Below are 21,180 nucleotides of genomic sequence, written 5' to 3' on the forward strand. Positions count from 1 at the left end.
TCTGATTATTATAATGCCGGGGGTCGAAAATACAAGCCGATTACGGCCTCTCCGCGACGAATGTCCGGATAATGACAGCAAAAAGTCTGGATTGGATGACTGCCGGGACCGCGAGAGCAAGTCCGCGTTCCGGATGCCGCCGCATATCGCCGAAATGTCCGGAAACTACCTTTATGATGTCCAAATGGCATCTGATATTGCACGTATACTGAAGTCATTGGAAGGCGCAGCATGACGATGCATACGCAAAAGGGGGTTCGGTCATTGATCAATAGTATATGGAGCGCCAATAGGCAAACGTTTGCGAGGATCGGCAGGAACTGGGGCTTGTATCTGCTCCTGCTGCCGGCCGTGGTACTGCTGATTTGTTTCACGTACAAACCGATGTACGGCGTCATTATCGCGTTCAAGGACTTCAAGCCGACGCTCGGAATCATGGGCAGTCCGTGGGCCGGGTTCAAATACTTCGAGAAGTATTTTCATTCCTATCAATTCTCGGTCACGATCAAGAATACGCTGGTCATCAGTTTGTACAGCTTCGCGACGTTCCCGATTCCGATCCTGTTCGCGATCTTCGTGAACCAGCTGCGGGAGAACCGGTTCAAGCGGGTGTTCCAGACGGTCACGTATATGCCGCATTTCATCTCGACCGTCGTCATCGTCGGCTTGATGCTGATCCTGCTTTCGCCCGGAAACGGGCTGATCGGAAGCGTCTACCGCTTGTTCGGCGCCGAAGCGCCAAACCTGATGGGGTCGCCGGGCTTGTTCAGCAGCGTCTATGTGTGGTCCGACGTATGGCAGCATACGGGTTGGGACAGCATCATCTACCTCGCGGCGCTGTCGTCGGTCGACCCCAGCCTGTACGAGGCGGCGACGGTGGACGGGGCAAGCCGGTGGCAGAAAATCCGGTTCATCGACATCCCGATGCTCATCCCGACGGCCGTGACGCTGCTGATCTTAAGGGTCGGCGGACTGCTGGGCGTCGGCTTCGAGAAAGCGTTCCTCTTGCAAAACAACCTGAATATTTCCGGCAGCGAGGTCATTTCGACCTACGTGTACAAGATCGGCCTGATCAGTTCCCAGTTCAGCTTCTCGGCGGCGATCAACCTGTTCAACACGCTCATTAATTTCACGCTGCTTATCTTGGTCAACTGGGTGTCGAAGAAATATACCGAGAACAGTCTCTGGTAACGGGAGGAGGTCGAACAGCGATGGAGGCTGCAACGAAACTGGTTCTGCAACCGAAGAAAACGCGCTCCGGCGACAGGCTGATGGAGACGCTGATGTACATCTGGGCCGCATTTATGTTATTGATTGTCTTATATCCGCTTTACTTTATCGTCATTGCCTCCTTCAGCGACCCGTCCGCGGTCGGGAACGGGAAGGTATGGCTGTTCCCCAAAGGGTTTACGCTGGACGGCTATAAGGAATTACTGAGGCATTCGAATATTTGGATCGGCTATCGGAACACGATCTTATATACGGTCGTCGGAACCGCGATCGGGCTCGTCGTCAATATCTCGGCCGGCTATGCCTTGTCGAGGAAGGACCTTGTCGGACGCAAATGGTTGTCGCTCTTCTTCATCTTCACGATGTTCTTCAACGGCGGTTTGGTGCCGACTTTCATGACGATCCGCGATTTTCATCTGTACGACACGGTGCTTGTCATGGTCCTGCCGTTCTCCGTCGCCGTCTTCGATATCATCGTGGCGCGCACCTTCTTCCGGACGAACATTCCGCAGGAACTATGGGAAGCGGCGCAAATCGACGGCTGCGGCAATCTCCGCTTCTATGTGCAGATCGTGCTGCCGCTGTCCAAAGCGATCATCGCGGTACTGGCGCTGTGGTTCGCGGTCGGCCAATGGAATGCTTACTTCAATGCGTTAATTTATTTGCAAAATAAAAATTTGTTCCCGCTGCAGCTCATCCTGCGGGATATCCTGGTCACCAATCAGATGCAGACCGCCCTCGGAACCGGGGAAGCGGCGCAAATCGCGCTCCGTCTGTCCAACCTGCTTCGCTATTCCGTCATTATCGTAGCGACCGTGCCGATCATGTGCTTCTACCCCTTCGTGCAAAAGTATTTCAATAAGGGGGTGATGGTCGGCGCCGTGAAGGAGTAACGAGGCTGCAAAGCTGCAAGAACGCGATAATATTCGGATTGGCACTTATATCATGACATAGGGGGATTTAAGCATGGCGAACCGTTCGAAACGAAACAAGAGAAAAATGCTGACGGGATTGGCTTTGATTTCCGTGCTGGGCACGTCCGTTCTGGCGGGCTGCAGCAGCAGCAACGACAAGGAAGCGAACGCGAACACGAACTCGAATACGAATACGAATACGAATACGAATACGAATACGAATACGAATACGAATACGGCTGCTGCCAACGGCAACTCGGGTAAGGCCGCCAATGCTTCGGACGGCAACTTCCATCAAGAAGGCATGCCGATCGTCGATAAGCCGGTCACGCTGAACGTGCTCACCATCCGTTGGGGCAACATGGGCGATACGTTTACGAAGAATGCGTGGCTGCAGGACCTGGAGAAGAATTCGAATGTCAAAATCAATTGGCAGGTCGTCTCTTCCAACGATTGGCCGGATCAGAAATCCGTCATGCTGGCAAGCGGCAAGCTGCCGGACGTCATTATCGGCGACCAGGCGTTCGGGGATTCCGATATCGTGAACAACTTGGAAATTTTCCGGCCGCTGGACGAGTATATCGAGAAGGACATGCCGAACTTGAAAGCGGCGATTCAAGAGTCGCCGGAGCTGAAGAAGCTGAGCACCTTCCCGGACGGCAAAGTGTATTCCCTGCCTGCAAGGCTGCCGTCCCGTCCGATGAGCGGCGCGCAGCCGGTCATCAACAAAGACTGGCTGGATAAGCTGGGCTTGAAAGCGCCGGAAACGATCGATGATCTGTATAACGTGCTGAAAGCGTTCAAAGAACAGGATCCGAACGGCAACGGCAAGGCGGATGAAATTCCGTACAGCGATACGAAGGACTTGGATGTAAACCTGCTTGCTCCGTTCGGCATCACGGATCTTCGGGGCAACCATATGGTCGTCAAAGACGGCAAGCCGGACTATTACCCGACTTCGGACGCGTACAAGGCAGGCATGGAGTGGGCGCATAAGTTATATGCCGAAGGCTTGATCGATAAAGAAACCTTCACGCAGGACAGCACGATGCTGACGGCGAAACGCCAAAATCCGGATGCGGCGCTGATCGGATTCACCTACCAGTGGACGCCTGACGCCGTGTTCGGCCCATGGAGCAAGCAGTACGAAACGATCGCACCGATCGCCGGCCCGGACGGGAACAAATACCAAATCGGCGATCCGAGCGGTTTGAGTTTCCGCCGCAACGAGGTGTTGATTACGACGACTTGCGAGAATCCGGACGTTGCCGCGCGCTGGGCAGACCAGTTCTACACGGGCGAAGCCAGCATTCAGAATTTCTGGGGCGCGATCGGCTCTTCCATCAAGAAGAACGATGACGGGACTTACGCGCTCATGGATCCGCCGGACGGCACGAGCGCCGACGCTTGGTACTGGGACAGCTCCCTGCGCGACTTCGGCCCGAAATACGCCAGCCCCGAATTCGAGAAGAACATCAAGCTGGATCCTTCCAGCGGCGACGGTCTGAAGCTGACGCTGGATCAACTGGGCAAAGATTACGTAACGACGCCGTTCCCGGATGTGATGTACACGGCCGAAGAGTATGCGGATCTTCCGACATTGACGACGGACATCGAGAGCTATATCGCCAGCACGCGCGCCAAGTGGGTCACGAAAGGCGGCATCGACGAGGAGTGGGACGCTTACGTCAAGAAGCTGAACGAGATGGGTCTGGAGAAGCTGATCAAAATCTACAATGATGCCTACGACCGTTTCATGGCCGTGAAATAATGCATGCAGCTGCCCCGCAGACGGACTGCGGGGCAGCTTTGTTCAAACGCGATTATCAAACACAGCATGGGATGCTAGGAGGAAATAGACATGAGTCAAGCATTGCGAGTAACGGTATGGAACGAGAACCGCCATGAGCAGAAGAATCCGAAGGTGAAGGAAGTGTACCCGGACGGCATCCACAGCGCGATTGCGGGTTTCTTGCAGGAAGCGGGCATGATTGCTGGAACGGCGACATTGGACGATCCGGAGCACGGGTTGACCGATGAAGTGCTGGCTGCCACCGACGTGCTCGTCTGGTGGGGCCATCTGGCGCACGGAGAAGTGCAGGATGACATCGTGAGCAAAGTGCGGCAGCGCGTGCTGGACGGCATGGGGCTTATCGTGCTCCACTCCGGGCATCACTCGAAGATTTTCAAAGTGCTGATGGGAACGAGCTGCGATTTGAAATGGCGCGAAGCCGACGAGAAGGAACGTCTCTGGGTCGTTGCGCCCGGCCATCCGATCGCCGAAGGGATCGGCGAATATATCGAGCTGCCGCAGGAGGAAATGTACGGCGAGCATTTCGACATTCCGGTGCCGGACGAGCTTGTGTTCACCAGCTGGTTCGAGGGCGGAGAAGTGTTCCGCAGCGGCTGTGCGTACACGCGCGGAAGCGGCAAGGTGTTCTATTTCAGACCCGGCCACGAAACGTATCCGACGTATCATAACCCGGCTATTCAGCGCGTGATCGTTAACGCCGTTAAGTGGGCGCGGCCCGTACGCCGCGAGCGTCCCTTCTACGGCAACGCGAAGCCGTTGGAGCAGATCGGCGGGAAGTGAAGAATAACGGACGGACAGGACAGCTAGAATCGTGAGTACATGAGGAGAAGGAGAGAAACGATACGATGAAGAAGTTTCGAATCGGATTGATCGGTCTTGGCGGGATGGCGCACTCGCATATGCGGTGGATGGCGGAAGAAGGACGTTATGAGATCGTCGCCGTAAGCGACGTGAACGAGGCGGCGCTCGCGGAGAAAGGCGGGCAGCTCGGCATCCCGGAGGAGAAGCGCTACAGCGACTTCGTGCAGCTGATCGAGGATCCGGACGTCGATGCGGTCGTGTCCGTGACGCCGAACAACGTGCATGCGGAAATCGTTCGCGCCTGCTTGCTGGCAGGCAAGCCGTTCTTGGCCGAGAAGCCTTTCACCCGCGTCTTCGAGGAGGCGGTTCCGCTGCTGGAACTGTTCGAGCGCCAGCCGGCGGCCGGCATGGTCGGCTTCAGCTACCGGTACACGCCGGCTTTCCGCTATGCGCGCGAGCTCGTGCGGGAAGGCAAGCTGGGGACGGTGCGGAGCTTCTCGATCCAGTATTTGCAGAGCTGGGGCGCGGCTCCGAACAATACACCTTATATCTGGCGGTTTAACCAAGACATTACCGGCACGGGAACGCTCGGCGATCTGGGTTCGCATATGATCGATCTGGCGCGGTTCCTCTTCGGGGAATTCCGGGAGCTGTCCGCGCAGATGCGCACGCTCATCCCCGAGCGTCCGGACCCGGCGACGGGCGCGATGGTGAAGATCAAGGTCGACGACTTCGTGAGCTTCCAGGCACGCATGTCGGGCGACGAAGTCGGCATCTTCCAGTCTTCGCGCAACGCGATCGGCTCGGGCAATCAGCATGAAGTTTCGATCTACGGCGATGCCGGTACGCTGCACGCGTCCACGCTGAATCCGGACCAGCTGATCTGGATCCGCGAGGAAGCGCCCGGCCAGCTGGCGAAGGCGGCGATCGACGTGCCGGAGCGGTGCAAAGTAACCCAGTACGGAGACTTCCTGTCGCTGCTGGACGGCTCCGCTTCGGACGGCTTGCCGGGCTTCATGGACGGCTACCGCAACCAGGAAGTGCTGGACGCGGTCATTCGCTCGAGCGCGGAGAAGCGCGTGATCGAGCTGTAGCAAGACTGGCGGCGGACAGTGCGCCGTCGCAAGGAGGGCGTCCTTTTGCCGCCTTGGCTTGCATACTGTTCTTGAATACTGATTTGCAGATAAACCTTCATCTCCGCGAAAGCAAGCGGGGGTGGAGGTTTTTGTTATCCTTTCATAAAAAAATGTTTCTGGAATGTAGAAATCGTTATCTTCTAATCGACTTTAATAGGTGACAGGCAATTACAAACCTACAGTCAGTAAAGGAGCAGACAAACATGCATTTCACCACAATGGGGAGGTCTTATAATGGTTAGATTCTTAGTCCTATACACCGAGCCGAATGATATTGAGGCATTTGAGCGCTACTACAACGAGGTACACATTCCCTTGGCAAGAAAACTTCCGGGTCTCCGTCGTTATTCTATAAGTCGCAATATAGCACCGATTCGAGGAGGCGCCGCATATTATCTCGTAGCCGAACTGCAATGGGACAGTATGGAGGACATCAGGCAAGCTTTTCAGTCGCCAGAAGGGAAAGCATCAGCCGAAGATGCCGCAAACCTTGAAAGGCTGAATCCAGGCATGCACAGCATGATATATGAACTTGAAGAGATAGTTTAATGTTAAGAAGGGGGAGCCATCTCCCCCGATAGCTCCGTTGCTCTGGTTGAGTTAAGCTGTAGCGGGTCTGTAGGTCACCAAGAGGGAACCAACCTGAAGTGGTTTGACGTCCACGAGATGAAATTCCTTCTGCTCATGAAGATTGTCAAACAAATGCTCGCCTGCGTTGACCACAACCGGGTGCATGACGATCTGATATTCGTCAATAAGATTTGCGTTTGCAAGCGATCGCACGAGCGTTGGACTGCCGAAAATAACAATGTCGCCGCCGTCACCATTTTTCAGGTCCTTAATTTGCTCTTCTATATTATTGCCGGTCAATTGTTTTGGCGCTTCAAATTCTCCCCATTTTAGCTGATCGAGCGGGCGGACGCTTGTTACAACGAGCTTGTGAGCGTTGTTTATCTGATCACCCAGGCTTGAACCTCGAGTATTCGGCCACTTTCTAGAGAGGTCTTCATAGGTTCCGCGGCCAAGCAAAATGGTATCCGCCGTCTTGAAAATGTTTAATAGATACCGAGAACCTTCTTCAATGCCGGCGTTATTTCTCCAGACCGTCCAGTTGGTTTTATCCTCGCTTGGATCGCCAGTGACAACTCCATTAATCGAACTGTGAATGAAGAGAATGATTTTACGCATGAACGAACATCCTTTCTATCTTCAATATCGTAATTTCCCCATTTATTTAGACGAAAGCAGATTATGATATTCATCGTTGTTTTTGCACGAAGCCCCGACAAAATACAGGAATTTACGTGCAGGTGTCGAAAACACACTTAATCTGTCTAATGATGTTGGAGGGTTATCGCGATGATTGCCGCAACAAAGATGCACATCCCTCATGAACGGCATGCCTTGGTCGCCCGCCAGGGATTGCTGCGTCTGCTCGACGAGGGCATGGATGCGAAGCTGACGCTCTTATTCGCTCCGTCCGGCTATGGGAAAACAACGGCGTTAAGCGAATGGGCAAGACAACGAAAAAAGGCAGTTGCGTGGGTATCGCTGAGCAAGCAGGACGATGAGTGGATCGCCTTCTGGAACATCGTCGTCGCTTCGATCCAAAATCGTGTCGACGGCTTTGGTTTGACGGTTTGGCCGCTGCTGGCGCAAGGGCCGTCTGCGTCTTCCGCTTCGATGGAGCCGGCGATGACTGCGCTGCTGAACGAGTTGAATCAACTGCAAGGCGAGCTGGTCATCGCCATCGACGATTATCATCTGGCGACGACGCCGGCCATCCAGAGGTCGATGAGCTACTTGCTCGAATGCCTCCCCGGTCATGTTCATTTCTATATCGCCTGCCGCAACGACCTCCCCTTTCCAACGGCAAGATGGTTTGCGAAAGGCGAGATGCGGCGGATTACGATTGAACAATTGCGGTTCCGGCCGGAGGAGGCAAACGAGTTCTTCCGAGTGTCCACGGAATTGAAGCTGTCGGCGGAGCAGCTAGACGTGTTGTACGACCAAACCGAAGGTTGGATCGGCGGCCTGCGGCTCGCGGCCATCTCCCTGCAACGAAGCGGCAATGCGGCCGCGACGATTCGTCAATTCCGCGGCCATCAACAGCACATATCCGATTACTTGCTAGAGGAAGTCATTCGCGATCTGCCGGATGAGCTGCGCGGCTTTTTGCTGCAAACTTCCGTACTTAGCCAAATGAATTATGCTTTGTGCGAGGCGGTGACCGGGCAAGCGAGAGGTCAGCGGCAGTTGGAACAACTGGAGCAGCTTCAGCTGTTCATCATTCCGCTGGATAATCAGCGCAACTGGTATCGCTATCACCATCTGCTGTCCGATTTCCTGCAGTCCCTGCTCGCTCGAACGGAGCCGGAGCTGTGGGTTCAGGCGAATGCGCGTGCCGCAGCGTGGTTCGAAAATAACGGGTTTATCGTAGAAGCGGCGGAGCATTATTTGGCAGGACGGCTGTATGAAGATGTCGTCCGCCTGATCGAGGCGCATCTGTTCGAACTGCTTGGAGGCAAAAACACCGTCGCCGCCCGTTGGGTGATGCAAGTGCCCGAGCAGTATGTAGCGAGCCGGCCGCTCGTTGAGCTTTATTATTTGCTCGTGATGGTCGGCATTCGGCAGTTTCATCTCATTCCGGACCGGGCGGAACGGCTTCGAATCCGTTTCGAAGCGATGAAAGACCGCATGGACGCTGACGCATGGCGCTTGACGATGGGCGATATCTATTATTTCTGCGGAGCTGCTGCCTATGTGAGAAGAGATCTTGCGGACACGGCCGACTATTTTATAAGCGGGGATAGGCTTACGTACGAGCAAAGCTTCTTTATTCAAGCCGGCAACAATAAACATTATTCGGTCGAAGAGTTTGACGACCATCTGAGCTTCATTAACGATTACCATGGGGCAGCGCGATTCTTTACCGGCATGATCGCATATTGGCAGGATCGCGCTAACCATCCGTATGCGACGCCGATGTATGCATCCTACGCCAAAGTATTGTACGAATGGAACCGGCTGGAGGAAGCCGAGAGCTGGGTGAACCGCATGATGCATGCAGACGCTTTCGCGCCGGTTCCCCGCAATCGGTATCAGCTCTCCGTGGCTGCTTCGAGAATTCAGCTAGCCAAGGGGAACTCGCGAGAAGCCGCGGCGCTGTTAGAACAACTGAAACTGCAGATCGATTCGCCCGACTATGAAATCTTCCTTCGTAAAATCGATGCCGAGCAGGCGATCTTGGCCGTGCGTCAAGGCGACATGGCGTCTGCCCGGCGGTGGTTGAAGCAATGCGGGTTGTCGCACTCGGACGAAGCGACGCTGGAGCAAGTATCCGAACAGTCGGCGCTCGTTCGCGTCCTTGCCGCGTGCGGACAAATCGAACCTGCGCTATCGCTCGCCGAGCGGCTGTATCGGCTGTTGACGAAGGAAGACCGTCTGCGGGACCGCATTCACGTTCTGATTTTGCAATGCATGGCGCTAGGTCTCGATGGCCGGACGGAGCAGGCGCTTATGAAGCTGGATACCGCGCTGCAGCTCGCGAAGCCGCAAGGGTTCATCCGCAGCTTCGTGGACGAAGGCCCGGGGATGGCGGAGCTGATGTCTATTTATGTGCAGTCGTACGGGGATAACGGTGCGAGACCGATGGAGCGGAACGATTATGCGAATCTCGTTCTGCAAGCGTTCGATGTCTATCGCGCTCGACCGCGAATTAAGATTCGGTGTTTCGGGCGGTTTCGGATAGAGACCGAGGATAACGCAGCGATCAAATGGCGAACATCCAAAACCGAGGAGCTCATGGCCTTTCTCGTTCACCATCGCGGCGAAGTGGTGAGCAGGGATCGTATTCTCGATGCGTTGTGGGGAGAGGTAGAGGTTGACCGGGCAGGGGCCCAGTTTAATACAACGACTCACTATTTGCGCAAAGTCTTAGGCCAAATGGGACTTAACGGCATTGTTCAGCATGCGGAAGGCGGTTACCGGATCGATCCGAGCCGATTGGACTTTGATCTGGATGATTGGGATCGTTTGCTGGCCGTCGAGGCGCAAAACGATGACATCGCATGGCGTGACTATGCAGGCGAGCTTGTTCGATTGTACGGACAGGGTTATATGGCGGGCACGCCGTACGAGTGGGCAGAGCCGATGCGAGTTCGCCTTGGAAGCGAGTATGTCGCGATATTGCTTCGCCTTCATGAGCGCGAGGAGAAGGAAGGGCACTATCATGCCGCTGCGGGGCTGCTGCGGGAGGCGCTTGCACAGGATCCGCTGAATGAATTCATTCATGAGCTGCTCATTCGGGTACTGGTTTTGGCGGATGACCGTATTTCGGCGATCAAGCAATATGAGGCGTTAAGGACGATGCTGCAGACTGAATTCGGGATGGAGCCGAAGGAAGCCGTCGGTAGATGGCTAGACTTTGCGAATCGGAATCTTACGGATGCGCTGCTGAAGTGATCGCGTTGTTTAGGGATTGTTTAGACTGGCTGTGATATCGTGAAACGAATGGCTTTGAAACACACAACAGGAGGAATGAATCTGATGAAAAAAAGAATCATAGGTATTTCATTGGCTGCGCTGCTGTGCTCAAACGCTGCGATCAGCTATGCCGATGCGAAATCATCAGCGGACTTTACGGACTTGAAGGATCTGGACGCGGCAACGAAGGCCAAGTTCGACGCCATGATCAGCGCGGGTATTTTCGACGGTGTCAGCGATACGACCTTCGGCCTCAAAGATGAGATGAACCGCGCCCAGTTTGCCAAAGTTGCGGCTTTGATTATGGGCCTTGACGTCAATAAAGACCTGAAGACGTCCAGCTTCAGGGACGTTAGTCCGAGCGATCCCGGCAATGGTTACGCGCTGCCTTACATTGAAGCGCTCAAAGCCGCGGGGGTTACGGAAGGCTATGGCGAGGGTACATACAATCCGGCCGGCAAAGTAACCAAGGAGCAGTTAGCCGCGTTCTTGGATCGAATATTAGGCAAGGATGCGGAAGCAAAGACGCTGACCGGTACCGATTCAACGGTAACCGATTGGGCGCAGGGCTATGTTGCCGAGGCGCTGGCGCTCAAATTGTTGAGCAATAACGAGGACGGAACGTTCGGCGGCAAAGCCAACGCAACGCGCGATCTGCTCCTCACGGGCGCATATGAAGCCAAACAACAATATGTAGTACCTGCAGGGAAAGTGAGTGTCACGGAAGGGAAAGCGATAGGCGTAAAGAAGATCAACGTGACCCTCAATAAGCCCGTCGACACGGAGAAGGCGAAGCTATCCGTATCGAAAGGCAGCGCCTCGGTCGCTTGGGCGGATGACAAGAAGAGCGCTGTCCTGACGTTTGCTAATAATTTGGAGGAAGGTAAGTATACGGTTACCTTATCCGGCCTGGATGCTGCGGATGTGGACAACACCGCCGTCATTGTGGATGTACAAGCCGAGAAGGTCGTCAAGCTTGAATTCGCCTCCGCCTCCGACACAATTGCTTATGCCAAACAGGTCAGTATTCCGTTTAAGGCAACCAACCAGTACGGAGAAGCGGTTCAGAATCCCAAACTCGACGTGTATCCTTCGGCCGCTGCCAGCATAGACCTTAAGCGCATGACTGTCATAGCGGATACCACGGGACCGGACATGCAGCAAGGCATTTCGATTCTACCCATAACGCTGGTTGATACGGATACCCGCGTGACGGTCACTAAAAACTTTAAAGTCGGGACTGCGCCAATCCCTGCTAAATTAGAGATCAACGGCTCGCTCCGTGACTCGAACGGGAACGAAGTATCGCAAGCCGAATGGTCGCATGATTATCATGTGAACTTCGACGTGTACGATCAGTATGGCAGTTTACTATTGTCGCCAGCGTCTAACTTGTCTGGGGTTAGTTCTATCATCAGCCCTTATATCGGATCAGCTTCCTTCAGAACGGTAGAAGCGGCGCGCAGCGGTGAATCAGGCATCTACTCGTTGCCGTTCACAATGCCAAGCGAAGGCAAGGGCGGAGATTATACCATAAACTTGAATGCGGGAGGCTCCAGCAGTTCGCTGACTTTCCATGCGGCCGAGCCGCCGGCGGCTGAGGCACCGGCAGTCATTGCTCAGGTTGCGACGCCGAGAGCGGATGTAGAGGCCGACACGGTAGATTCGCATACGAGCGTATCGCTGAGCGATGCGACGCGGGGGGCAGCCATCTATTACACGACAGACGGTACCAAGCCGAGCCGTTCGAACGGCACTTTGTACGACAGCGACCATCCGATCGTTATTACATCCACGACGACGATCAAAGCGGTTGCCGTGAAATCCGGCATGACGAACAGCGGCGTATTCACCGCAACCTATACGGTGGAAACGGAAGAACCGCCTGTGTCGGTGCCAGCGCTATTGGATATTAGCGGCCTCTCGTTCGGAAATTCCGGGCCAGGCTTCGGAAATATCGCCGGAGCCATTTCCTTGCCAACGGGAGCTACCCAGCTGATGATCGCCACGAGCAGTTCGCCATTTTTGACCCCGGGGGCCGGTACGGTCATGTCCGATTACGCGCCTTGTTCCTTAACAGGAGGCCAGCTTTCAGGCTATTGTAACTACACTTACAACAGCGAAACGTATTATATGGCACTTGCGGCAACGGATGCGAACGGCCAATTGGTGGCATTCGCCACGGTGCCGATGAGCGGCTCGTTGGAGCAGTCGCAGCAGCCGGCAATTGAAGATGTATCCATTGAACCCGTGTACGCTGGAAGTGTAGCAACGCTAACGCTTAACTTTCTTTCGCCTGAACTGAATGCTTCTACGCTTTCGATTAACCGTGCAGCAGATCTTATCAGTTCCCTTACTGTCAACGGTTCAACGGCTTTACCTATCAGCGCGATTCAGTGGATGCCTTCTGTCATGTCATTCCTGCCATCCACGCTCCTAATCACACTGGATTCGGGCGTATCCCTTAATGTGGACGATCATATTACGGTTACGTTCAAAGACGGGGCTTTGTTGGATGCGAACGGAGACGCCCTCGCTACGACTGCATTTGAGAAAGACGTTGTGTCCCGCGTCGATTAAGTCAGCTGAAATAAAGAAGATGCCCCGCGTTCAACGGGGCATCTTCTTTATTATCCGCCCGCGAGAATCCCGGCCCGCACCTAGTCCCGCCCCTCGGCACGCGCCTTAACGGAGCGGGCATACTCCGATGGCGACATGCCGGTCGAGCGCTTGAAGTCGCGCGAGAAGTAGTGGATGCTTCCGTAACCGAGCTTGGCGGCGATTTCCGTATGGTTGAACTGCATTTCGCGGATTAAAGATTTCGCTTCCTTAATCTTCAACTGCTTGAAATAATCCATCGCTCCCGTGCCGATGCGCGTTTGGAAAATCTCCTTCAGCCGGGTTTTGCCCAGATGGACCGCTTGGCACAGCTGATCGAGCGTCAGGTTATCCGCCAGATGTTCCTTCATGTAAGCAATGATCCGCTCTTCGATGCACAGCTCCGCATTGTCCTTCTGAAGCGAAGTCAGCCTCTGCGGTTCTTGGTCGGCGGCGCCTTCGCTTCGCAGCAGGAAGACGAGCAGCAGCTCGAGATAAGCCTTAATGACCTGCTGGCCGGCATAAGGCGCATCGGGATGCGGCGTCAGCCGGTGCGAGCGCGGATCGTCGAACGGCGGGGCGAACGTTCGGAAGCCCTCCTGGAGGATGAGAGCGAGCAGTTCCGCTTCCTTCTTGCCGAGCGCAAACCTTTTATCCTCGAAGCGCGCCATGTCGGGCGAGCGGGATTCGAATGAAATGACGATCAGATTCGGCGGCTTATGATGGTGCGCGACTTGCACGGTATGGAATTCGCCGGGTTTGTGGAAGCGCATTTCCCCTTGCGAGAGCTGGATCGTCCGGTCATCGGCGCGCACTTCGACCTCGCCTTTGTCCACGTAGAGCAGCTCCCAGAAATCATGCTCTTCGCCCTCGAACACGAATCCTTTGGCATATTCGAAATAATGAAAGGAATAGAGCTTCGTAATCGTAATGGATTCGCTGAGCGCCAGCGACGTAAATTCCATGGGAGTCATCCTTTCGTTAAATGGCGGAAGCCATCGGCTTCTCCCGGCAGTTCCGGCTCTTCCATCTTAGCACAGCCGCCGCAGTGCAAAAACTCCGGCTTTATTGCTAAATCTAGTTGGCGTTCCAGCTTCTATAATAGAACCATAAACAGGAGGTGGATCGCCATGAAGAAAGGGATCAACATTTGGTCGTTTCCGGGAGAGACGAGCATTGCGGAAGCTATCGCCATCGCCAAGGACGCGGGCTTCGAAGGCATCGAGCTGTCGCTGAACGAGAACGGACCGTTAAGCCTGGAGAGCAGCGCGCGGGAGATCGAAGATATTCGCAAGCTGGCGGAGGACAAGGGCATCGCGCTGACGAGCCTGGCGAGCGGCTTGTATTGGAGTTATTCGATGACGAGCGCTAACGCGGCTAATCGCGAGAAGGCGCAGGATATCGTTAAGAAGCAGCTGGAAACCGCGGCCATTCTCGGCGTGGATACGATTCTCGTTATTCCGGGAGCGGTCGGCGTCGATTTTATTCCGGACAGCGAGGTCGTTCCTTACGATAAAGCGTACGACCTTGCTTTGGAAGCGATTACGAAGCTGGCGGGATCGGCCGAAGCGGCGGGCGTTTCCATCGGGATCGAGAACGTATGGAACAAGTTTCTGCTGTCGCCGCTTGAAATGCGCCAGTTCATCGACGCGACGGGCTCGAGCTACGTCGGCGCGTATTTCGATGTCGGCAATGTCGTGTACGCGGGATACCCGGAGCACTGGATCCGGATTTTGAACAAGCGCATCAAGAAAGTGCATTTCAAGGATTACCGCCGCGAGAGCGGAGGCTTGTCCGGCTTCGTCGACCTGCTCGCAGGGGACGTGAACTATCCGGAGGTCGTCAAGGCATTGGCCGAGGTCGGCTACGACGACTATGTGATCGGAGAAATGATTCCTCCGTACACGCACCATGGCAAACAAATCATTTACAACACGTCCGCTTCGATGAGCGCGATTCTGGGGAGGAACTAACACGATGCTTAAAGTTGGCTTGATTGGACTCGGCTTCATGGGCGGCACGCATATGGATAATTATCTTCGTCTGGAGAAGGAAGGCGCGGACGTTCGCCTGACGGCGATCTGCGATATCGATCCCGCGAAGCTGGAAGGCCGCGCGGCGGTCGGCAATATCGATACGTCTTCGGAGGAAGCGATCGATTTCTCGCGCTTCGCCAAGTACGCGTCGATCGCGGAGATGCTGGAGCGGGAAGAACTCGATGCCGTCAGCATCGCGCTGCCTTCGTATTTGCATAAGGAAGTGACGATTCAATGCCTGCAGGCAGGCCTGCACGTGTTGTGCGAGAAGCCGATGGCGATGAACGCGGACGACTGCGAGGCGATGATCGCGGCGGCCGAAGCGAGCGGCAAGCAGCTGATGATCGGACAATGCCTCCGCTTCTGGCCGGCTTACGTCTACCTGAAGGAGCTTGTCGAAAAGAAAACGTACGGCGAAGTAACGAGCGCCTCGTTCTTCCGCGGCGGCGCTACGCCGACTTGGGGACCGTGGCTGCTGGAAGCGGAGAAAGCCGGCGGCGCGCTGCTCGACATGCACGTGCATGACACCGACGCCATTAACTGGCTCTTCGGCTTGCCGGATGCGGTCTCCTGCCTGGCGAGCAACCTCATTCCGGGCTCCGGCTACGACGTCGTCTCGGCGAACTTTCGCTACCCGGACGGCAAAGTCGTGAACGCGCAGGTCGACTGGACGCTGCAAGGCGACTTCGGCTTCGAGATGAGCTACCGCGTCAACTTCGAGCAGGCGAACGTGCTGTTCCGCGGCGACGTGAAGGTTAACCCGAACAGCGGGGCAGGCTTCTCGCCCGAGCTGTCCGCGGATCAAGGCTATTATTTCGAGCTGAAACATTTCGTGGAGTCGCTGCTTGCCGGCCAGCCGATCGCGGAAGCGACGCCGCGCAGCACGCAGGGAACCATTCGCATCAGCGAAGCGGAAATCGCATCCGCGGCGCGCGCCGGCGAATGGGTTGCGATAGGCTGATGACGCTCCCGGCCGCTAGCGCGACATACCGCTGCCGGTTCGTCGAACCGCTGCCGGACGGCTCCGTTCCTTGGTCCGAGCTCGAAGCGATCGGACTTACGGAGGTTGTCACGGGCGCCCGTCCGGCGCTTGCGACGTCTGTTCGGGCATGCTGGACCGACGCCGATCTCCGGTTCCGTTTCGAGTGCGAGGACGACCATGTAGCGGCCCGCATGACGGGCCATGACGACCCCTTATACGAAGAGGACGTCGTGGAGATCTTCCTCGATGAGACCGGCGACGGCATGGAATATTACGAGCTTGAGGTCAGTCCGCTGAATGTCGTCTTCGACGCGCTCGTCCGGAATGATCTGCAAGGCTCGATCGAAGCGGATTTGGATTGGCATCCCGCGGGTATGACGACCAGCGTTACCGAGGCGGAAGGCGGACGAGTCTATGAAGTCCGGATTCCGATGCTCAACTTCAAGCGAATGCCGGTCGAAGGAACGGTATGGCGCTGGAACGCGTACCGGATCGACGAGGATCGGCAGGGCGTGCGCCATTACTGGGCGTGGCGTCCGACCGGGGCGGTCAATTATCATAGGCCGCAGTACTTCGGCGCGCTGTCATTCGTGAAGTAAAGCGGACCGGCAAGAGGACGGTAATCCCAACAAAATAGGCATGCAATACGCTTGATCGCCTGGTCAGAACACGCCGTGTTCTGACCTTTGCGATGTTTATCATTCACATTCGACTTCAATCTTAAGGGAGGCCATACCTGCATGGGAAATGATCCATTCAAGCTCGAACTGCGGTGCGTCAGCTCGCTGGCCAAAGTATTCGCGGACGAGGAATTAAACGAGCAGCCGTACCGCAAAGCGAGCGCGCTGTCCAACGAGACGGCCGCTTTTCAGATCGCCTATCGCTCGAACCGTCTGGCCAAGGGCCTGCGGGTTACCGCCGAATCGGACCTCGCGGCTGCGATCACGCTGCGCTCCGCTGGCCTTGTCCCGTCCGAGATGCCGGTCTACCACGATCATGACGAGCATGTGCTGCGTACGACTCCCGGCCTGTATCCCGACCCGCTCTTGGAGCTGTCGGCGGAGGAAGGATTGACCGTTCTGCCTGGACAATGGCGTTCCCTATGGGTAACGGTGGAGCCGGATGCAGCCGTGCAGCCGGGACTGTTCGGTATTCGGATCTGCTTCGATTCAGAATCCGGCGAGCGGCTAGGCGAAGCGGATTTCGAGCTGGACGTACTGCCTCTCTCCCTTCCGGAGCAGAGCCTCATTCATACGGAATGGTTCCATACGGACTGCCTGGCCACGTATTATAAAACCGACGTGTTCAGCGAGCAGCATTGGGCGACCGTCGAACGCTTCATCGGAACGGCCGTCAAGCACGGCATCAATATGATTCTCACGCCGCTCTTCACGCCGCCGCTCGATACCCAAATCGGCGGGGAGCGTCCTACCGTTCAGCTGGTCGACGTGACGAAGACGGACGCGGGCACCTATCGGTTCGGCTTCGATCGGCTGGCAAGATGGGTGGAGCTGTGCGATCGGCAGGGCGTCCGATATTTCGAATTCTCGCATTTGTTCACGCAGTGGGGAGCGAAGCACGCGCCGAAAATCATGGCGACGGTTGGCGGCGAATACAAGCGCATCTTCGGTTGGGAAACGGATGCGGGCGGCGAGGAATACCGCCAATTCATCCATGCGTTCCTTCCCGCGTTGACGTCGTGGATCGAAGAGAACGGATTGGGAGCCCGCAGTTATTTTCACGTATCCGACGAGCCTTCGATCCACCATTTGGAATCCTACGAATCCGCAAGCAAGATGCTGGGGGAGCTGCTGCAGGATTATCCGGTCATCGACGCGCTGTCGGATTATGATTTCTACGAGCGGGGGCTGGTGAAGAACCCGATTCCGGCCAACGACCATATCGAGCCGTTCCTCGAGCATGGCGTCGAGAATCTGTGGACGTATTATTGCTGCGGGCAGTACAAGCAGGTCGCGAACCGGTTCTTCTGCATGCCTTCGGCGCGCAATCGGATTCTGGGCATCCAGCTGTACAAGTTCAACCTGGCCGGATTTCTGCAATGGGGCTATAACTTCTGGTATTCGCAGCAGTCCCGCCACGAAATCGACCCTTACAAGGTGACGGACGCGATTCACGCGTTCCCTTCCGGCGACGCTTTCCTCGTCTATCCGGGCGAAGACGGCAAGCCGGTCGAGTCGATCAGGCTGGAGGTCATGCGCGAGGCGCTGCAGGATTTGCGCGCGCTCCGATTGCTGGAGGAACTGTACGGCAGGGACTATGTAATCGCGGGCTTGGAGGAAGGGCTGGACGAGCCGATCAGCTTCAGCCGTTATCCGCGGGAGGCGGAATGGCTGCTTGCCAAGCGCGAGTGGGTGAACGCGAAGCTGAAGGAGAAGCAGTCGTAGAGACGCCGATCTTGTGCAAAGAACTGCACCCCGTGCAGGGCATGCCGAGCGTGTCCAATGATTGTATAAGCAAACGAAGGACTGCCGCGCGCCGGCAGTCCTTTTTCGACTATAATTGGACGAGCGTGCCAGTGTTTCCATCCTAAATGGTTAATCTCCTAAAGGAATAACCGGTGCTTGAGACGAATTAGTATGCTATAGTAAGTATTCCGATCAGATTTGATTTCAGACAATGATGTGGTCAAGGACGTGAGCCGATGCTAAGCGAGAAAATACGCAACAGAGAAACCGGTATAATTACTTATGGCATGACGCCGCCGAAGGAAACCTATCCGCCCGATCAGATCGCCGAAATTTCGCGCAAGCAATGCGAACGGCTTGAAGGACTTCCTATAGATGGCTTGATTTTGTACGACGTGCAGGAAGAGAGCGACCGTATCGATCAGGACAGGCCGTTCCCTTATTTGCGGACGGTGGAGCCGACGACATACAGCAGGGACTATTTAAGCCGATTAAGCGTACCCAAGATCATTTATCGCTGCGTGGGCAAAGACTCGGAATCGCAGCTGTCGGAGTGGCTGCAAGCCGATCCTGGGCAAGAGCGTTTCTCCGTGTTCGTCGGTGCTTCCTCCAGCAAGCAGGCGGTCAGCCTGACATTGCCGGCCGCTTACGAGCTGAGCAGCACGGTGAATCCGAAGCTGGCTTTCGGCGGCGTGGTCATTCCCGAGCGTCACCAGAAGAAGCACGACGAGCATCTGCGCATTGCGGACAAGATCCGCAGCGGCTGCCAGTTCTTCATCTCCCAAGCCGCGTACAACGTCGAGGCGGCGAAAGACTTCCTGTCGGATTACTATTATCACTGCCAGAACCAAGAAATCGACATGGTGCCGATCTTGATCAACCTGGCCCCTTGCGGATCCGCCAAGACGCTGGACTTCATGAAGTGGCTCGGCATCAGCATTCCGAAGTGGCTGGAGAACGATCTGAAGCATTCCAACGACGTGCTGGACAAGTCCATCCGGCTGTCGCAAAAGATTTTCGAGGAAATCTTCGAATTCGGCCTGGAGAAAGGCATTCCGCTCGGCTGCAGCGTGGAAAGCGTCTCGACGAGAAAAGTGGAAATCGAGGCCTCCATCCAGCTCGTTCACGATATTAAGGCCACGATGGAGAAACGGATGCGTCCGGCGATCATCGTTTGAGTACAAGACAAGGCTGCCGGTTTTCGGCGGCCTTTTGTCGTAGATAGGGCAAGCGTGAAGGCCAGTCTTGCGTACGCGAGGGGCGGCAGAACACAGGGGGTTCGTCAGCGTAACTTTTTGCGATCGGATACGTCTCTAAGGATAGCGTTATCGAAGGAGGAATCGTTATGAAAGCCGTTATGCGATGCATCCTCTATGCAGCGCTGGCAGGGGGCTTGATGAATCTGCTCGACGAGCTCTATCATGACTATCGGAGGCGGGAGATCGTTCATAGCCTTGAAACGAGCCCGTCCGCGAACATCATTCAATACTTTCCGCAAACCTTCCATTTCTATCTCATCACGAACTCCCAAGTGCTGGACGTAGCGATTATTGCCGGTCTCACCTTCTGTGCCTGCTTCGCGGCAACCCGGCTGGTGAAGAAATCCCGGTAATGGCTTCGGAATTTCAGTTCTAACCGTATCTCTGGAGGTGAACGCATGAAATTGTTGGACGATCTCTAACTTCCCCCAAGGAGGTTAGAGATGATGAGCAGAAGCTTCAAGAAGACGCCGGTCTGCAAAGACCCGTGCTCGAAATGGATGAAACGACAAGCAAGCAAGGCAGTAAGACGATACGACGCCGATCTGAATGCCGGAGGCGGGTACCGCAAAGTATTTTGTTCCTGGAACCTCTGCGATTACCGGTTTATCCAAACCAAACAGCAGGCCGCATTGGAATGGGAGCGGGATATTGCGTACCGCCGCCATACGTTAGAGCAAGCGCTGATGAATTGGCACAAGTATTATCGGCGAAAATAGCAAGTAGATGCATGAAAGGAAGCGCTGGTCAGGGGAGTACCGGCGCTTTTCTTACCGCTGCGCAAGCTGGGAAAGTTTTCTGATATCGAAGGAGGATCTAGATGAAACGGATGCCTTTCGAGCGGCCGACCGAGCATTATGACGAGCGGCTGTTCCCGATAGACGAGCAACTCTGCGCTTTGCTGAAACAACGCAAGGACCTGTCGAACGATCCCGGATATCCGCCGTTCGAGTACATAACGAAATGGGCAGCCGATTACGGATTTTATGACGATTACTTGAAGGTATTCTTCAGCACTCTCATCGGAGAGCAGCATTACAGGCCGCAAGTCGAACCGGCCGGATTCCGAACGCTTATCCCCGTCCTGCGATCCGCTCAGCACGGCCCGTTCTTCTATACGGTGACCTCCATCCGGCAATACGGGAATGCGAGCGTGCTCACTTTTGCGGCCGACTGGGATGTGAATGACGAACGGGAATCGCTGTCCGACAGGCCACGTCATTTCGAACTCTCCGTCGGGGAGAAGTACGACTGCCGCTTCGAGAGCGGGGGAGGGAGCACCGGGCATTCGGCTGCGAACTACGTCATTTCGCCGCCGCTGCCCGACGACCTGTCCGGTCTGGCTTTCGTGTTCAAGGAGTCCGGGAACGCGTTCAAGCAGCGGCGGAGCAGTGTTGAAATCGTGATTGAGGCAGAGTGATCGGGCGGCTCAGGGAGAGTCGAAGATACAGGACATGCCATTCGCGTCGATCGTCCGGAAGCGGCGGTCGGCATAATCGG

18 protein-coding genes are annotated in these 21,180 nt (G+C 55.6%); 16 read left to right on the forward strand and 2 right to left on the reverse strand.

Going from position 1 to position 21,180, the window contains the following annotated elements:
* Positions 1 to 237 precede the first annotated feature (237 nt).
* The 6 genes from GZH47_RS19445 (at position 238) to GZH47_RS19470 (ending at position 6,443) form a co-directional block, all read left to right on the forward strand.
* Positions 238 to 1,191, forward strand: coding sequence for an ABC transporter permease (locus tag GZH47_RS19445; protein ID WP_162645328.1), 954 nt, complete (start codon positions 238 to 240; stop codon positions 1,189 to 1,191).
* Positions 1,192 to 1,211: 20 nt separating this feature from the next.
* A complete protein-coding gene (locus tag GZH47_RS19450) occupies positions 1,212 to 2,123 on the forward strand; it encodes a carbohydrate ABC transporter permease (protein WP_162642607.1) in 912 nt (303 codons plus the stop codon).
* A 73-nt stretch (positions 2,124 to 2,196) separates the two neighbouring features.
* Positions 2,197 to 3,915 carry a type 2 periplasmic-binding domain-containing protein gene (locus tag GZH47_RS19455; RefSeq protein WP_225446131.1) on the forward strand — a complete coding sequence of 573 codons (1,719 nt, stop codon included), beginning with the start codon at positions 2,197 to 2,199 and terminating at the stop codon, positions 3,913 to 3,915.
* A gap of 90 nt (positions 3,916 to 4,005) precedes the next feature.
* The gene (locus tag GZH47_RS19460; protein WP_162642608.1) at positions 4,006 to 4,737 is read left to right on the forward strand and encodes a ThuA domain-containing protein; all 732 of its coding nucleotides are present in this window, start codon (positions 4,006 to 4,008) and stop codon (positions 4,735 to 4,737) included.
* A 65-nt stretch (positions 4,738 to 4,802) separates the two neighbouring features.
* Positions 4,803 to 5,852, forward strand: coding sequence for a Gfo/Idh/MocA family protein (locus GZH47_RS19465; protein WP_162642609.1), 1,050 nt, complete (start codon positions 4,803 to 4,805; stop codon positions 5,850 to 5,852).
* A gap of 276 nt (positions 5,853 to 6,128) precedes the next feature.
* The gene (locus GZH47_RS19470; protein ID WP_162642610.1) at positions 6,129 to 6,443 is read left to right on the forward strand and encodes an EthD family reductase; all 315 of its coding nucleotides are present in this window, start codon (positions 6,129 to 6,131) and stop codon (positions 6,441 to 6,443) included.
* Positions 6,444 to 6,494: 51 nt separating this feature from the next.
* On the opposite strand, the gene GZH47_RS19475 is transcribed toward GZH47_RS19470, so the two are convergent.
* Positions 6,495 to 7,082, reverse strand: a complete 588-nt coding sequence (locus GZH47_RS19475) for a dihydrofolate reductase family protein (protein ID WP_162642611.1) — start codon at positions 7,080 to 7,082, stop codon at positions 6,495 to 6,497.
* Positions 7,083 to 7,253: 171 nt separating this feature from the next.
* Here GZH47_RS19475 and GZH47_RS19480 point away from each other — a divergent pair, with 171 nt between their 5' ends.
* Both GZH47_RS19480 and GZH47_RS19485 read left to right on the forward strand, forming a co-directional pair.
* A complete protein-coding gene (locus tag GZH47_RS19480; protein ID WP_162642612.1) occupies positions 7,254 to 10,358 on the forward strand; it encodes an AfsR/SARP family transcriptional regulator in 3,105 nt (1,034 codons plus the stop codon).
* Positions 10,359 to 10,442: 84 nt separating this feature from the next.
* Positions 10,443 to 12,959: an S-layer homology domain-containing protein gene (locus GZH47_RS19485; RefSeq protein WP_162642613.1), complete on the forward strand. Its 2,517-nt coding sequence runs from the start codon at positions 10,443 to 10,445 to the stop codon at positions 12,957 to 12,959.
* 80 nt (positions 12,960 to 13,039) lie between these two features.
* On the opposite strand, the gene GZH47_RS19490 is transcribed toward GZH47_RS19485, so the two are convergent.
* Positions 13,040 to 13,942: a helix-turn-helix domain-containing protein gene (locus tag GZH47_RS19490; protein ID WP_162642614.1), complete on the reverse strand. Its 903-nt coding sequence runs from the start codon at positions 13,940 to 13,942 to the stop codon at positions 13,040 to 13,042.
* A gap of 165 nt (positions 13,943 to 14,107) precedes the next feature.
* Between GZH47_RS19490 and GZH47_RS19495 the strand changes: the two genes are divergently transcribed.
* The 8 genes from GZH47_RS19495 to GZH47_RS19530 all read left to right on the forward strand — a co-directional run bounded on the left by GZH47_RS19495 (position 14,108) and on the right by GZH47_RS19530 (position 21,100).
* On the forward strand, positions 14,108 to 14,950 hold the full coding sequence (locus GZH47_RS19495; RefSeq protein WP_162642615.1) for a sugar phosphate isomerase/epimerase family protein: 843 nt from the start codon (positions 14,108 to 14,110) through the stop codon (positions 14,948 to 14,950).
* A gap of 4 nt (positions 14,951 to 14,954) precedes the next feature.
* On the forward strand, positions 14,955 to 15,974 hold the full coding sequence (locus GZH47_RS19500; RefSeq protein ID WP_162642616.1) for a Gfo/Idh/MocA family protein: 1,020 nt from the start codon (positions 14,955 to 14,957) through the stop codon (positions 15,972 to 15,974).
* Positions 15,956 to 16,594 carry a carbohydrate-binding family 9-like protein gene (locus GZH47_RS19505; protein ID WP_225446132.1) on the forward strand — a complete coding sequence of 213 codons (639 nt, stop codon included), beginning with the start codon at positions 15,956 to 15,958 and terminating at the stop codon, positions 16,592 to 16,594. Before GZH47_RS19500 ends, GZH47_RS19505 begins: the two co-directional genes overlap by 19 nt.
* Before the next feature lie 141 nt (positions 16,595 to 16,735).
* Positions 16,736 to 18,400 (forward strand): DUF4091 domain-containing protein, encoded by a 1,665-nt coding sequence (locus GZH47_RS19510; protein WP_162642617.1) that lies wholly within the window; start codon positions 16,736 to 16,738, stop codon positions 18,398 to 18,400.
* 257 nt (positions 18,401 to 18,657) lie between these two features.
* The gene (locus GZH47_RS19515; RefSeq protein ID WP_162642618.1) at positions 18,658 to 19,599 is read left to right on the forward strand and encodes a methylenetetrahydrofolate reductase; all 942 of its coding nucleotides are present in this window, start codon (positions 18,658 to 18,660) and stop codon (positions 19,597 to 19,599) included.
* A 167-nt stretch (positions 19,600 to 19,766) separates the two neighbouring features.
* Positions 19,767 to 20,033 carry a hypothetical protein gene (locus tag GZH47_RS19520; protein ID WP_162642619.1) on the forward strand — a complete coding sequence of 89 codons (267 nt, stop codon included), beginning with the start codon at positions 19,767 to 19,769 and terminating at the stop codon, positions 20,031 to 20,033.
* A gap of 90 nt (positions 20,034 to 20,123) precedes the next feature.
* On the forward strand, positions 20,124 to 20,399 hold the full coding sequence (locus GZH47_RS19525; RefSeq protein ID WP_225446133.1) for a hypothetical protein: 276 nt from the start codon (positions 20,124 to 20,126) through the stop codon (positions 20,397 to 20,399).
* Positions 20,400 to 20,500: 101 nt separating this feature from the next.
* The gene (locus GZH47_RS19530; RefSeq protein WP_162642620.1) at positions 20,501 to 21,100 is read left to right on the forward strand and encodes a hypothetical protein; all 600 of its coding nucleotides are present in this window, start codon (positions 20,501 to 20,503) and stop codon (positions 21,098 to 21,100) included.
* Positions 21,101 to 21,180 lie beyond the last annotated feature (80 nt).

This window comes from Paenibacillus rhizovicinus (assembly GCF_010365285.1).
In the GTDB taxonomy this organism is placed as follows: Bacteria; Bacillota; Bacilli; order Paenibacillales; family Paenibacillaceae; genus Paenibacillus_Z; species Paenibacillus_Z rhizovicinus.